A 14,772-nucleotide genomic window follows, 5' to 3' on the forward strand; every position below is an offset into this window, starting at 1 on the left:
TGGCTCCCTTCTTTATTTCCCAGACATACCGGGTGTCCTCAAGCAGCGATCCATACGCTCAAGCGCTTCGTTAAGCCTTGATACAGAGGATGCATAGGAGCAGCGAATGAAGCCCTCTCCTCCAAGGCCGAACACATGCCCAGGCACTGTAGCAACACTGGCATCAAACAATAGCTTTTGCGCAAATGCATCGGAAGTAAGTCCCGTATGCGCAATAGAAGGGAAAGCATAAAACGCGCCCAGCGGCTCATGGCAGGGCAGACCAATTTCCCTTAGGCCCTTAACAAACATCCGTCTGCGCTGCGCATAAGCCTCAATCATCCTATCCTTTTCATCTAATCCATTGCGAAGTGATTCTATCGCCGCTACCTGACCAATAATCGGTGCGCACATGACGGTATACTGATGAATTTTGAGCATCGCTGCGATCAGCTCCGGATGACCGCAAGCATAACCGATTCTCCACCCTGTCATTGCAAAAGCTTTGGAGAAGCCGCTTATAAGCAGCGTTCTGTCCCGCATGCCTGGCAGTGAAGCGAAGCTTACATGTTTCGCATCGTAGGTCAGCTCCGCATAAATTTCATCGGATATAACGATTAGATTATTTTCTTCCACGACCTTAGCAACAGRAAGCCACTCTTCATAGGTCATGATAGCCCCTGTCGGGTTGTTGGGATAGTTTAAAATAAGCACCTTCGAGTGCGGAGTAATGACGGCTTTCAAGGCTTCTGCCGTTAGCTTGAAATGATCCTCAGCGAACGTTTCAACCTCAATGACCTTGCCGCCATTTAACTGTGCGATCGGCGCGTAGGCAATATAGCTAGGAACAGGAACAATAATTTCATCCTCTGGCGATATTAACGCCCGCAGTGCAAGATCAATGGCTTCACTGCCTCCAACGGTAACAAGCACTTCATTCGATGGTTCGTATTTCACTTGGAACCCATTGTATAAATAGTTGGCGATTTCTTCTCTAAGCTCAATAAGCCCTGCATTTGAAGTGTAGGAGGTTTTGCCCTGCTCTAGCGCACGGACGCAAGCTGCTCTTACATGCTCAGGCGTAACGAAGTCAGGCTCTCCAACGCCAAGCGAAATAATATCCTTATTGCCTTCAGCCAAGCTAAAAAATTTACGAATGCCCGAAGGCGGAATTTGCTGCACCATTGGTGAAATCATTTTGCTCATCGACCAAGTCTCCATTACTTTTCCTCCTAAAATATGGATAAAAAACAAAAAAAGAGACCCATCCCTATAAAGGGACGAGTCTCTACCCGTGTTACCACCCTAGTTTCACGCCAAAAGCGCGACACTCTGCTCATGTATCTAGCAATACATGTTCCCGTTAACGCTGGAAATGCGGCAGAGCTTACTCTCGTTCAGCCTGCTTCTCGGAGATGGCTTTCCGCTAGTACCCGAACGTTGGTTTTCAGCTGCCCCAACTCTCTGTTCGATCAGGCCCATAACGTACTCTTTCTCGTCATCGAATGTAAAAGCTATTTAACTTGCCATATGTGTTCATCAGTGATCTTAAAATTTTACCAATCGTACCATCAAAAACTCGGATACGCAATACCCATTTTTTAACGGATTGAAATCGATTCATTCATAGCTTAAAACTATAGAGTATATTTATATTATATATTTCCATTATGAAACAATCATCTATAATATACTGTTTAACTCAAGTGAAAATGAAAAATCAGCACTCAGCCCACTATTCGAGGAGGCATTATTGTGAATGAAAATGTGAAAAAACAGTTTGATGCTGTCGCGCCTGAATATGACCGTCAGCGCCGCCAACTGATCCCCTGCTTTGATGATTTTTACAGCATAGCAACCAACTTGGTTCACTGTGATAGCGATGCCCCGCGCATACTCGATTTAGGTGCCGGAACAGGGCTTTTCTCATCTATGATTCGAAAAAAATACCCAAATGCCAATCTTACTCTTATCGATTTGAGCGAAGAAATGCTAAAGGAGGCGCAATCTCGCTTCGGAGCTGACCCATCAGTCAGCTATATAGCTGCTGATTATTCAAGCTACCCTTACACAGAAAAATACGATGCCATCATCTCCTCCTTGTCCATCCATCACTTATCGCATCCAGCAAAACGCGACTTATTTCATTCCGTTCATCAGCTTTTAAAAGAAGGCGGCAGCTTCGTTAATGCTGATCAAGCAGCGGGCACAACCGCTTATTGGGATCAATATTATATGTCGCAATGGACAACAGCCATCCGGCAAAGCGGTTTAACCACAGGCGCAATCGAAGCGGCCATCCAGCGCCGAAGCGTCGACATTAATGCCACTGTAGAGGATCAGCTTAGATGGCTGAGTGAGGCTGGTTTTGTTCATTCCGACTGCGTATATAAAAATAATGGCTTCGCTGTTTTTGCAGCATTTAAACATAAAACCAGTTCCTAACCGAATAGGACAAAAACACAATAATTACAAATCGCTTGCAATCCCTTTAATTCCTAGTATAATACTAGGTATATAAACAAAACGGAGATTGGAGCTGACCAGCATGACTTATTCCGAGAAACAAATTGCAGCAAAATGGGTTGATGATTATTTGGATCTTTATAACTTTGCTGTAATGATCGGAGATGCAGAGTGGCAGCAACAAATCCTTCAAAACCTGCGCGCCAAAGATAACCATATCCGCCTTGAAATCGAACATGGCATTCGTGTCGATCTATGGCTTCGCTTCGATCAAATCAATCGTAAAATGCTTGATATTTACGAGCAGCTTCGGAATGCACATAATTCGGAGCAGCAGATTCAGCTAAGAGAAAAGGTTTGGGAGTTTAAGCTTCAACGGGTTATGATCGCCAGCAAGCTGAAAGCCCACTATGCGTTATAAGGCAAAGGTTCGAGGCGCAATGGTGAAGGTCTAGAAATAAAAAAAAGCCTGCATGCAGTTGGCTGCTCTGCTTAGCTATGTAGGTAAAAACGATATACGACGGCATGCCGCGAACAGCTCTGCCGATTATTCTAACCTCTATGAATGGTCAGATTCATAGATGATTACATCGATACTTGCTCCATGTCACGCATCATTTGCATCATCATCGTGGACATTTCGTCACATTCCTGCATCTTCATCATCATCATGTTCATATCCATGTTGTCCATCATTTTCATTTCCATCATCATGTCCATCATCATATTCATGGATTTCATCTTGCACATCATTTCATCCATGCACATGTTCATCATCATTTGCATTGCCATCTTTTCCATTACCGTTCACCTCCCAAAAGTTTCCTATACAGAAGATACTACAGCCTTGAATTAATTTCAAGGTTTTTTTACATTTTTTATTAATTTTTCAAAATAAAATGTGATATAAATAAAGATTACCCTTTTATATCTTATTACTCCGCTTGGAATTATCGCGTTGCTAGGAAAAAATAATTTTAAAATAAAAAGGCAGTTAAGGAGGCTGAAATAACCCCCAATTAACTGCCTTTCCCTATTTCATTTTTTATTCAGCTGCTCCCTGCTCGGGTTCCGCCTTTTCCTTATGCGCCTCAATAAAGCTTTGTGTATCATACAGCATTCCTGCCGCTTCAGCACGGGTTAAAACATGCGCTGGATCAAAGTTGCCCTTCTCATCTAGAGACGCAATCTTGTATAGCAGTGAACGCTGAATGGTTCCTTGATATGCCGTCGTAATATCCTTTTCGTCCTGGATATTAATAAACATTTTGATCGTCGGATATTGACCGGTAAGCTCTAACGCTTGAACAAGATAATGCGTGAACTGCTCTTTCGTAAGTGGCGCTTGCGGATCAATATCAGCCGGGATGTCCAAACCGTTGTAGTGTGCAATGATGAAATCCTCCGCGTACCACGCATCGTTTTTCACCTTTGTATAGAAACCATCAGCGGTAGGCGCACTAGAAAAATCAATGGCTGCTAGGCTAATTTGCGTCGTTCTCACGATCAAAGAAATGCCTTGTGCTGCCGTCAAATGATCCTCTGGATGGAATGCCGTATCGCTCACTCCTTTAATAATTCCTTGCTGCTGCAAAGCTTCAATCTTTACTTTGCTGCCAATGTTTGCGATATCGCCAAATGGAGCCGCCGCGAAGGCTTGTGCTGCAATAGATGTAGAAAGCATGACCGCGACTGCTGTTATGGCTAAACTCCGTCGTTTCCTCATGGTCGTTCACCTCTCCTATAAGATGATGTCCATTCTCTTATTCGAACGACCATAAGACAAGAAAGGTTGCAGTTATCCAGCATGAGAGCTTATTTTGCTGCTCGTGCCCACTTCTCTGCGCAGCCGCGCAAACAACAAGAAGAAGCCAACAATCCCGAGCGCAGCCATGACGCTGCATAATTGATACATCGCCTGCGGACCCATTTGCTCAAACACCCAGCCTCCGAGAAAGCCCGCCGCAATACCTGACAAGCCTCCCCAAGTAAGGGCATAAAGCGCTTGTCCGGATGCTCTGAATTCAGCAGGCACAAGCTGTACGGCCAGCTGCGTGCCAATATAATAGTAGCCGCCAAATGTTAAGCAGTGCAGCACTTGGATATAAATAATTTGCTGAGCAGTGTCTGCGTTTGACATCAGGAACCAGCGCAAGGCGAATAGGATACTGATGACAACGAGGCATAATACCATCGTTTTTGTATTTTTTTTCAAATACCGATCAAGCAGCAAGAAGACTGGAATTTCAAATATGGATGACCAGAAGGCCGACCAACCGATTAAGGAAGCCTCTCCGCCCAATTCCTTAATATACAGCGGGATAAATGTCGTATTCATAGAGTTAGGAATGGAGATCACTAGACCTATGATTAAGAACAACAAGAAGGAACGGTTCACGAACATCGAACGGTAATTCACTTTGCCGGCAGGGGCTGCACCCTTCGCCTCGCCCTTTGGCAGCGTAAAAGCAAAAGCAAGCGAGATAAGCATCATGACCGAATAAATAATCCAGAGACGCTCAATGCCAATTTGCCCGATCACAGGACCAGCCACCAAAGCGATAAACGCCCAGCCGAGTGAGCCGAACAAGCGAAAAGCGCCGAATTTATGGTTCGTTCCTTCAATGCTGTTCAGAATGAGACTGTTGCTCTGTGAAAATAAAGGCATTTGAAAAAAGAAAAAGAACAGCATACAGGCATAAATGATCGTATACGATTGATATAAAAAGACGAGCTGCATGACAAGCATGCTGCCAATAAGCATTACGATCAGAATTAGCCTGACATTGCGGAATCGATCGCTCAAATAACCCCATAGCGGGTTCGCGATGATGGAAACAATCGGGCCGCCGGCCATTAACGCACCAATCTCAAGCGTAGACATTCCAATGGATTGCAAATAAACAACAAAAAACGTACTGTAGACGGCAATCGCGCCATATACAAAAAAGTTAAACGCTTTAATTAAATGAAATGTACGATTCTGATTCTGATTCATATCCAAGTCCCTCGTCTTGCTCTTTAGCTTAGCACTTCTTTAAAGCTCTACAGCAGAAGTACGTGCGCGTACAATAACTTCGTCCGCGCTAACCTCACGTCCAAGCTCCTCTGACATATAAATGCCTTCGCTAATGAGCATCGTATTCAGCGCGATTTCCGCTGTTGGCAGTAGTGGCACTCTGCCTTGCAGAGCTGCGATCCAGTGATGCTGAGATGAGCTGTAGGCATCCTCATTCTCATATAAGCGATTCCTGCGCAGGTCCATCATATCAAGGTCCAGCGTACTGTCCATATCCATATCACAAACCGTGTTATGGAAGCTGAAGGACTGAGCCCCCGGTCCTGTCTGCTCGTTCGGCAAGCGTACGCCACCCTTGGAACCGGCGATACTGCTGCCCTCGAAGCCGCCAAGATGAACAGCCCACGCTTCTACGATATCAAGCGTCAAACCACCGCTGAACCGAATCAAGCCTGTAGCCAGCTCCTCTACATCAAAGCCGCTTTGTTCCCTTCTCTCTTGCAGCATATCCRTCTCTTGATAAACTTTCCCTGAAATTCTTTCAACCTGCGGGTTGCCTAATAAATAGAGCAGCTGTGCAATGTGATAGACGCCCATGTCGAGCAGCGCGCCGCCTGCCGCTGTTTCCTTGCGCGTAAAATAAGGCGTGCCATAACCATCAACAAACGGTCGATTTCTTCGGCGAAAGCCTGACGAGCGGGCATGGTACAGCTTGCCCAGCATGCCGCCATCAATTAATGTTTTGGCAGCTTTCGTATCTTTACCATATAACGTGTAGAGCTGCACATGCAATTGTTTTCCACATAGCTTCGCAGCATCGACCATAGCCTTGCCATCTGAATAGGTTCCTGCAATCGGCTTCTCACAATAGACATGCAAGCCCGCCTGCAGCGCTGCGATCGTTACCGGTGCATGGAAATTGTTGTGCAGGCACACGTCGACCGCGTCCAAATCATCACGCTTCAGCAGCTCTCTAAAATCAGAGTAGGCATGAGGGATATCATAATGCTCAGCAACTCGTTTAGCTTCCACTTCATTTAAGTCGCATACAGCAACAAGCTCAGCGCCAGCGATATTTTTATATTTTTCGATATGCATTTTTCCAATTTGTCCTACGCCTATAATGCCAATTCGTATTTTATTCATAGTGCTGAGCCCCTCTGCCTGATTGCTGATCTGCCTCGATCAGAAGCTTCTTCACCTTCGTAATAAGCAGCTCCGTTTCTACGTATTGATTTTTTGGCGCATTATATTCTACTCCCCAATATCCCTTGTACCCTGATTCTTGCAGCATATGGATCGTCTCCAAAGCATGAGTACCGTCAGCAGTTTCTTCGTCAAAATGGGTATGATACGCCCAAGGCGCAACGATGCTGTCTCCTTCTGCTTGATTCTCCTTCCAACGGCCTAAATGAACAAGAAAACCAAAGGCTGGATGATCAACTGCCTCTGCGAGACGCTTCATCTCATTTGGATTTAGTGACGCACCCATATGGTTCTCTGGTCCAATTAGAAAGCCATGGTCAGCCGCATATTGGGAAAATTCCTGGTATCTTTTTACCGTATATTCAAATTGCTCGTCGCTCATTGCTTCCCAATCCTCGTAGCTGCCTCCCGTATCAATACGGACGGTTTCTGCACCTAAAATAACGGAAGCTTTCAAATGAAGGAGAGCATTATCATACAAATGCTGTCTCATTTCCTTGTCTGGGTCCCACAAATGAGCACCGTCGATCGCAAAATTAACGACCCGCATTTCTTTTTCATCGAGCGCCTCACGTATTTTGCGAATATAGCTTTCATCGGCCAGCTTCATAATAGGCTTGCTGCTGCGATCTATAAAAAAGCCATTCCACAAATCGACCACATCCATCCGATACCGGTATTTTACCGTTTCCAAATATCCGAAAATATCCATTTTTCCTTCTAAATACGTGTTGTTGAATGAATAACCTCCGATTGAAATGTTCATTGATTGGTCCTCCTATAAGTGAATAGATTTGCGAGCATACCCCCATTATAAACCTCGTTCAAAAAAGACCATGGTGCACTTTCTTCTTATAGTGGGGTAAATTTCTACTATTTCCTTCTTAAAAGAAGGAGAATTGGATTTAGGTGGTAATTTTCCTATCTTTACAAATTCGATACAATTTCTAAATATTGGGATGATAATTGATTGTTATGATCAGGTAGAAATAAACGATTCGTTACAAAATGTATTGATCTAGCGCTGCCTGGGAGGGATCAAGCCAACCGTATATACTGACCGAGTATGCCTTGGATTGTATTAATAAAAAAAAATACCCATTTGAGAAAGGTGACCCAATTCCATGCAAATGAAAAAAGCAATGGCAATCTCGATGATCGCAGCAGCAATTAGCGCATCAGCAGTTACTCCGGTATTCGCACAAACCGCTTCAGTAAAGCAAGCTGCACAAATCAACACAGCAAGCTTTCTAGTAAATGCTAATCCAGTAACTGTTCGTACCGTTGTAGACGGCGGCGTTACACTCGCTTCTGTTCGGGACATGACAAACGCGATCGGCGCGACTCTTCACATCAACAGCGATCATACGGTAGTTGTAAAGTTTGGCGACAAAACGCTGAAGCTAAAAATCGCTGCAAAAACAATGAACATAAACGGTGTTGCAACTGCACTTCAACATCCAGCTATTGAAGTGGCTTACTCCACTTTCATCGAGCCTACTGCATTCGTTGAGGCACTTGGCGGCAATTACGAAGACAACAACATACATACGGTTCAATTGCTTGATAGCGCTGAGCATGCAATCTGGGTTAACTCCAAACAGCTTATCGTATCGAACACGGCTGGCGAAGGCCGCGAAGATTTCTTAGTTGATGCTGTTACTGGAAAATATGAGCTGCTTCTAGCATCCTCTGACACTTCCGATCTTATTTTGTCTCCTGATGGCAAAAGTGTAGCTTACTCCGATGCAAACGGTGCAGTATTCACAATCGATCTGAGCACAAAACAAGCGAAACAAGTAAGTACGGACAACTCGATCAAAAATGAGCTTCAATGGTCAAAAGACGGTTCTTCCATCTTCTTCTTACAAGGCGACAAAAGCTCTGTCATCGCTAAGCTTGCTATAGCTGACGGCAAAGTATCCAAAGTATTGGAAGATAAAGTAGATTACAAGGCAAACCTTGAAGTATCTGCAGACGGCACTAAATTCGCTTTCTACGTCTTCAAGCAGCCGAAAGTAACGGCAGACAGCAGCAAAGACGTTGAGCTTGATGATGTTGCTATTGATGCAACAGGCACTGAGCCGCAAATCTACTTCTATAATTCTACAGTTGGTGATAATAAACCTGTACAGCTGACAAAAGAAGCAACGGATAAAGTTTTCCTTAAGCTGGCAGCAGACGGCTCCAAAGTAAGCTATGTTAGCGTAAGCTCAGACGAAGCAAGCGTTGGTCAGCTCGTAACGGTGGACAATACAGGCAAAGCAAGCACGCCTCTCTTCGCTGACAAAGACGTTTACCAATTAGTTCAAGGCGGAAGCAAGCTCTATCTGCTTACAGCTGACGGAAACAGCACTAACGCAATCTACGAGATTGACAGTGCTACAGGTACGAACAAACTTGTGCAAACCGTATCGGACAGCGCAACAGAATTAGTCGTATCGGGCAGTTCCGATTTCGCAGCACTTATTGATGGTCAATTGGCAGTATCCGTTCAAGGCAAATGGAAAAACATCACAAACTAATTAATGGAGGTCATTCCTAATGAAATGGTTTAAACAATTAACAATCGCAGCGCTTATCGCTGTTATCGGCTTCAGTTCCGTTCCTGCATCAACACCTACGGCTACCGCAGCTAGCAAGCTTAGCGGCAAAATTGTCATCAACGGCTCCTCTGCTCTTCTGCCGTTGACACTTCAAGCATCAAGCGAGTTCAAAAAATTGAATCCAAAAGTAAAAATCTCAGCTTCCGCTGCTGGATCGATTACTGGACCGCAAGCTGTACGCAAAGGCATCGCAGACATCGGAGCAGTTGACTGGGACGCATCCAAAGATGTTCCAGGCTTCAAAAAATTCGAAGGCCAAGTTGCACATAAAGTAGCTATCATTCCTTTCGCAGCTGTTGTTAACAAAAACGTAACTGCAACAAACCTAACGACTAAAGACTTGCAAGGCATCTTCTCTGGTAAAATCAAAAACTGGAAAGAAGTTGGCGGCAAGGATGCTGATATCATCGTTGTAAACCGTACTTTCGGTTCCGGTACTCGTGTTAACTTCCAAGACAAAGCGCTTGATGGAACAGATTTCATGAGCAAAGGCGACAACTACAAAGAAGTAAAAACAAGCGGCGACATGAAGTCCGCAATTGAAACAACACCAAACGCTATTGGTTACATGGACCTTGCTTATGTAACAGACAAAATGACTGCTGTAAAAATCAACAACATCGAACCAACTGAAGCTAACGTTATTAACGGGAAATACAATGTATGGGGCTATGGCTACTATATGACAAAAGGCGAGCCAACTGGCGCTACAAAGGAATTTATTAAATACGTACAAAGCACAAAATTCCAAAATGGTTCCCTTAAAAAGCTTAAATTCATTCCGATCTCAGCTATTAAATAGTTAAAAACAAGAGGAGCGGTCGGCTTGCGCACAAGAGCGCTTAAGTCGATCGTTCTTTTCTTTCATCGCATGAATCATTATCCCCATTTATATTTTATTGCGAAACAAGCTTAGCTGCTCTAGAAACAGCTAGGGCGGGTTTCGCACAGAGGAGCCTATAATTTATGTTGGAGTCCACTCATGCTGCAAGGCAGCCGCGTCTCTCTTCTGAGCTCGGCAGCGCGATCTTGACTGGCAGCAGCAAGCCGTTTGACCGGAGATCGCGCTTGTTTTTCACGAATCGTATGTTTCGTTACTTGTGCATAGCAGCAGCCGGTTTTGTTTGCCTCATCCTCTTACTCATATTGCTGCTTATGTTCCGTACCGGCGTTTTGACATTCGGCAACATTTCACTAGCAGATTTCTTCTTTTCCACGGAATGGAATCCCGAAAATGAGCAATACGGCGCGCTTATTTTCATATTCGGCACCTTTGCCCTGACCGCTTTGACGCTATTAATCTGCGTCCCTATTTCCTTAATCATTGCAGTATTTCTGTCTGTCTTTGTTCCGCCGTGGCTTAAAAACATGCTCCGTCCGGTTCTTGACCTGCTCGTCGGAATTCCGTCCGTCGTTTATGGCTATTTAGGCTTGACCGTTCTTATTCCTCTGATTCGAAATGTTACCGGAAGCGGAATGGGCGATGGACTGCTTGCGGCAGCGCTCGTGCTTACAATTATGGTTCTGCCTACTGTAAGCCGTATAAGTGATGACGCGATTAGCGCTGTACCAGCCAAATTCAGCGACGCTTCCTATGCGCTAGGCGCTACTCGTTTTCAAACCGTATGGAGAGTATTGCTTCCTTCGGCCAAAAGCGGAATCATGTATGCCGTCATTCTCGGCATGGCGCGTGCAGTCGGCGAGACGATGGCTGTCGTTATGGTTATTGGCAATACGCCTCAATTGGCAGACAGCTTGCTCAAGCCTACCTCCGTTCTTACGAGCAACATCGTTATGCAAATTTCGAATGTTCCTTTTGATTCAACTTGGAACTATGCGCTCTACTTAATGGGCTTCTTGCTCCTCGTTATTTCGCTGCTTATGATCGTTGCCATTCGCTGGCTTCAAAGAAAGGGGTCGCAAGTATGAAACAAGCATTAGATATGAACCCATTAGCAAACCCCTTTAGCAGCAAAAAAGGACTTAACCGCTTTAAAGACCGTCTGTTTACAGGTGTTGTTTGGTCGTTAGGCATTTTAATCATCGCTTTTATATTTGGCCTTCTTTTTCTAATTCTGCAGGACGGTCTTCCAAAAATAACATGGGATTTCATATTCGGCTTGCCGAGCGAAATTGAAGAAGGCGGCGGTATCGGCCCTACTCTTCTTAACTCCTTCTACATCTTATTTATCTCTTTGCTCATCTCTATTCCGCTCGGAATGGCAGCTGGCATTTATTTGGCCGAATTTGCGCCTGACAATAAGCTAATCGGCTTCGTACGCATTTGCGTGGAAGGACTCGCTTCCGTACCGTCTATCATTTTCGGCTTGTTCGGTATCGCTCTATTCGTTGAATACTTCGAGATTGGCTTGACCATCCTTGGCGGTGCAGTCAGTCTAGCTTTTCTTAACTTGCCTGTACTAACCCGCGTAACAGAGGAGTCCATTCGCGCTGTACCGAAAGAGCTGAAGAGCGCTTCCTTTGCACTTGGCGGTACGCATTTGCAGACTATTACTCGTGCACTTATTCCAGCTGCGCTTAACGGCATCATCACAGGGATCTGCCTTGTTGCCGGTCGCGCATTCGGCGAAAGCGCCGTAATCATCCTAACTGCTGGTGTTACGACATCCGGTGAAATGTGGGATTTCAGTCTCTTCTCGCCTGGTGCTACACTTGCCGTTCATCTGTGGTATGTACAATCCGAAGCCATTGTTGGCGACGCTCAGGAGATTGCTCAAAAAGCGGCAGCCGTGCTCGTATTCGTTGTCCTGCTGATCAACTTAGTGTTCCGTATCCCGCTTTGGCTGAATTCCCGCCGTATGAAACGCTCTTAAAAAACTAAGAGCCTCAAGCTAAAACGCCTTCGGCGTCCTTTGGAAGCTGAAGCAGCTTTGACGGAGAAATATAAGCCTTCTATAAATATCAAACTTATAAAATCTTATATTTAAACAAATAAGTGATCTAGCGACTCCAGCCTTAGCCCTCCCCCGGCCTAGGCTGGAGTTTCTTATTTGGAAAATTACTGTAAAAAAGGTTACTATCCGCAACGCCATACGCTATAATTAATGAGTATGCACATGACTAGAGATAAGGCGGTGCTGCCACTATGGCGAATTTACCTAGGCTTACTATTGCAAAATCAAATCTTGAAAGATGGCATGATGGAATATCGGTTCTACTCCTGCTCTCGTCCGTCATCTATTTAATTGTAAAATGGCCTGATCTTCCGCAAACGATTGCCATTCACTTTAACGGGAGCGGCGAGGCTGACGGATGGGGAAGCAAAGCAGCACTCGTCATTTTACCGATAATCTCATTCCTATTATTTGCTGGGCTTGCGCTTTTACGCAAAATTCCACATGAATTCAATTACATGACCACCATTACAGAGCAAAATGCTCCATACCAATACAAAACCTCCATCCTTCTGCTAAGCTGGATCAAGCTTGAGATTGTAGCCTTATTCGCTTATGTGCAATGGGCTGCCATTCAAGTAGCTTCCGGAGGCGCCTCTAAGCTTGGCATATGGCTGCTTCCTGTGATCCTCGTCATTCTTATTGGCACGATTGTCTTTTATGTGATGAAATCAAAAAAATAAACCTGCTGCGGCGTTCTACCATATTGTAGTTTCCATCTGGATAACTTTTTCTGATAGAATGAATAACACAGGCTATCTATCGGAGGTTAAGATTTTGGACTACATTATATTGGATATTGAATTTAACGGACGAAAATTTGCAAGCGAATTACCTATGGAGGTTATTGAAATTGGCGCGGTTCGTCTCAATAGTTCACTTGAACAGGTAGATGAATTTTCCGCATTGATTAAACCGATTTATTTCTCCAAGCTGAACAGCTTCATTAAGAAAAAAACAGGCATTCCACAGGAAGACATCGACGTAGCAAGCCGTTTTCCGAAAGTAATCGGGGATTTCACCGCATGGCTCAAAAAAAGCGACTCCTTCCTGCTGTTCACTTGGGGCGGCGAAGATTTGAAGAGGATCGTCTATGATACGCGCATGCATAAGCTCGATGACAGCTTCTGGATGGCTGCCGATTATTTCGACCTTTTGAAGGGTTACATTCGATATAAGAACGTAACGAACGATGTCAGCGTCGAAGCTGCGCTCATTGATCTTGAAATCACAGCTGAAGGCTCGGCGCACCGGGCACTCGACGATGCTCGTATGACGGCTGAGGTATTCCGCAAAATTTTTGGCGAGCTGGATTTCGAGCTTAAGCAGCAGTTCAAGGATATGTACACGAATGCAAAGGAACGCAGAATGGTTAAAAACGCGATTCGCTCTATGAACGCGCAAAAGATCGTTCCACAATGGGAAGTTTTCGCGGAACGTTATTTAGCAGGCAAAGCCTCATTCGAGGATGTAAGAAAAGTGACGGAGCTTCAGCAGTATTTTGACGCAGAACTCGAGAAGGCTGGGAAAACTTCAGCTGGACAAGCCGGATAGCCGCAAGAGCTGTTTATGTTTGGTCATAAATATAATAAAGCCCCCTGATCCTTCCATCGCAGATGCTGCAAATGGACTCAGGGGGTTTATAAGTATGGGAGAAATTACAACGATGAACCGCAGCACCAAGTCTTTAGCTACTTATGAATTGTTATACATTATTGGTATTATCGCTATATCCTTTTCTTCCATTTTCGTTCGTTGGTCAAATGCTGACGTTGCCGTCATCGCCATGTACAGGCTCTATCTAACTAACCTGATCATGCTGCCGCTCGTCTTTAAATACCGCACGGAAATGTTCCAGCTCAGTGCCAAGCAGTGGAGACTGCTCACCCTCTCCGGCGTCATGCTCGGGCTGCACTTCTTGTTATGGATGGCTTCTCTGCGGCTGACCACGGTCGCAAGCTCTACCGTTATTTTGACATTGGAGCCTGTTATGGTTATGCTCGGCTCCTACTGGCTGTTCCGTATTAAAGCAAATCGCATGATGCTGTGGGGGATGGGGATCGCGCTGATCGGCTCCATCGTTATTGCATCGGGAGACTTTTCCCTCTCAAGGGATGCGTTGATCGGCGACGTTTTGTCCTTTCTAGGCGCAGCTGCTGTTGCTGTTCATATGATGATCGGCAAGGAATTGCGTAAGGATATGAGCGCATTTACTTATAATTTCTGGGTATTCGCACTTGCTGCGACTTCACTCGCCGTCTACAATCTCGTTCGCGGCAATTCCTTCACAGGCTACAGCCCACAGGAATGGGGCATTTTCTTGCTGCTTGCGATCGTACCGACGCTGTTCGGGCATTACTTGTTCAATTGGCTGCTGAAGCATATGAGCGCAGCAGCCGTTTCCATGGCTGTACTGGGTGAACCCGTCATCGCCTCCTTGCTCGCTTGGGCTCTATTAAAGGAAGCACTAACGGCTTATCAAATGGCAGCCGGCGTACTTATCTTGTTCGGCGTGTGGCTATTCATACGTCATGGCAAGGAGTAGAAGCTAAGAGCTGCAGCAATTATCGAATTTTTAAAA

At 45.1% G+C, this 14,772-nt stretch carries 15 protein-coding genes and 1 other annotated feature; of the genes, 9 read left to right on the forward strand and 6 right to left on the reverse strand.

From position 1 onward, the window contains the following. Positions 1-12 precede the first annotated feature (12 nt). A complete protein-coding gene (locus AB4Z50_RS10410) occupies positions 13-1,200 on the reverse strand; it encodes an aminotransferase class I/II-fold pyridoxal phosphate-dependent enzyme (protein WP_441878582.1) in 1,188 nt (395 codons plus the stop codon). Positions 1,201-1,252: 52 nt separating this feature from the next. Next, positions 1,253-1,490 (reverse strand) — a binding site (T-box leader). Positions 1,491-1,734: 244 nt separating this feature from the next. Between AB4Z50_RS10410 and AB4Z50_RS10415 the strand changes: the two genes are divergently transcribed. Together AB4Z50_RS10415 and AB4Z50_RS10420 are read left to right on the forward strand one after the other, a co-directional pair. Then, positions 1,735-2,424 carry a class I SAM-dependent methyltransferase gene (locus AB4Z50_RS10415; RefSeq protein WP_441878584.1) on the forward strand — a complete coding sequence of 230 codons (690 nt, stop codon included), beginning with the start codon at positions 1,735-1,737 and terminating at the stop codon, positions 2,422-2,424. Positions 2,425-2,527: 103 nt separating this feature from the next. Next, positions 2,528-2,866 (forward strand): hypothetical protein, encoded by a 339-nt coding sequence (locus AB4Z50_RS10420; RefSeq protein WP_076268806.1) that lies wholly within the window; start codon positions 2,528-2,530, stop codon positions 2,864-2,866. Between the two features lie 164 nt (positions 2,867-3,030). Here the strand turns inward: AB4Z50_RS10420 and AB4Z50_RS10425 are convergent, their stop codons facing one another. The 5 genes from AB4Z50_RS10425 to AB4Z50_RS10445 all read right to left on the reverse strand — a co-directional run bounded on the left by AB4Z50_RS10425 (position 3,031) and on the right by AB4Z50_RS10445 (position 7,436). Continuing rightward, positions 3,031-3,246 carry a hypothetical protein gene (locus AB4Z50_RS10425; protein WP_441878586.1) on the reverse strand — a complete coding sequence of 72 codons (216 nt, stop codon included), beginning with the start codon at positions 3,244-3,246 and terminating at the stop codon, positions 3,031-3,033. A gap of 244 nt (positions 3,247-3,490) precedes the next feature. Further along, positions 3,491-4,171 (reverse strand): S-layer homology domain-containing protein, encoded by a 681-nt coding sequence (locus AB4Z50_RS10430; RefSeq protein WP_441878588.1) that lies wholly within the window; start codon positions 4,169-4,171, stop codon positions 3,491-3,493. Positions 4,172-4,243: 72 nt separating this feature from the next. Beyond that, positions 4,244-5,443: an MFS transporter gene (locus AB4Z50_RS10435; protein WP_441878590.1), complete on the reverse strand. Its 1,200-nt coding sequence runs from the start codon at positions 5,441-5,443 to the stop codon at positions 4,244-4,246. A gap of 39 nt (positions 5,444-5,482) precedes the next feature. Further along, positions 5,483-6,610, reverse strand: a complete 1,128-nt coding sequence (locus tag AB4Z50_RS10440; protein ID WP_441878592.1) for a Gfo/Idh/MocA family protein — start codon at positions 6,608-6,610, stop codon at positions 5,483-5,485. Then, positions 6,603-7,436 (reverse strand): sugar phosphate isomerase/epimerase family protein, encoded by an 834-nt coding sequence (locus tag AB4Z50_RS10445; RefSeq protein WP_441878594.1) that lies wholly within the window; start codon positions 7,434-7,436, stop codon positions 6,603-6,605. Before AB4Z50_RS10445 ends, AB4Z50_RS10440 begins: the two co-directional genes overlap by 8 nt. A 358-nt stretch (positions 7,437-7,794) precedes the next feature. On the opposite strand from AB4Z50_RS10445, the gene AB4Z50_RS10450 reads away from it, so the two are divergent. The 7 genes from AB4Z50_RS10450 (at position 7,795) to AB4Z50_RS10480 (ending at position 14,736) form a co-directional block, all read left to right on the forward strand. Continuing rightward, positions 7,795-9,195 (forward strand): stalk domain-containing protein, encoded by a 1,401-nt coding sequence (locus tag AB4Z50_RS10450; protein WP_441878596.1) that lies wholly within the window; start codon positions 7,795-7,797, stop codon positions 9,193-9,195. Positions 9,196-9,214: 19 nt separating this feature from the next. Then, on the forward strand, positions 9,215-10,078 hold the full coding sequence (locus AB4Z50_RS10455) for a phosphate ABC transporter substrate-binding protein (protein WP_076268799.1): 864 nt from the start codon (positions 9,215-9,217) through the stop codon (positions 10,076-10,078). A 164-nt stretch (positions 10,079-10,242) separates the two neighbouring features. After that, a complete protein-coding gene (gene pstC, locus AB4Z50_RS10460) occupies positions 10,243-11,205 on the forward strand; it encodes a phosphate ABC transporter permease subunit PstC (protein WP_076268798.1) in 963 nt (320 codons plus the stop codon). Positions 11,206-11,219: 14 nt separating this feature from the next. Further along, positions 11,220-12,110: a phosphate ABC transporter permease PstA gene (pstA, locus tag AB4Z50_RS10465; RefSeq protein ID WP_441878872.1), complete on the forward strand. Its 891-nt coding sequence runs from the start codon at positions 11,220-11,222 to the stop codon at positions 12,108-12,110. Positions 12,111-12,382: 272 nt separating this feature from the next. After that, entirely contained in the window at positions 12,383-12,874 is a 492-nt protein-coding gene (locus tag AB4Z50_RS10470; RefSeq protein WP_441878599.1) for a DUF1648 domain-containing protein, read from the forward strand. A gap of 94 nt (positions 12,875-12,968) precedes the next feature. Continuing rightward, positions 12,969-13,745, forward strand: coding sequence for a 3'-5' exonuclease (locus AB4Z50_RS10475; protein ID WP_076268796.1), 777 nt, complete (start codon positions 12,969-12,971; stop codon positions 13,743-13,745). 112 nt (positions 13,746-13,857) lie between these two features. Continuing rightward, on the forward strand, positions 13,858-14,736 hold the full coding sequence (locus tag AB4Z50_RS10480; RefSeq protein WP_339209500.1) for a DMT family transporter: 879 nt from the start codon (positions 13,858-13,860) through the stop codon (positions 14,734-14,736). Positions 14,737-14,772: the final 36 nt, after the last annotated feature.

It is taken from the genome of Paenibacillus sp. 2TAB26 (assembly GCF_052115145.1).
Taxonomy (GTDB): Bacteria; Bacillota; Bacilli; order Paenibacillales; family Paenibacillaceae; genus Pristimantibacillus.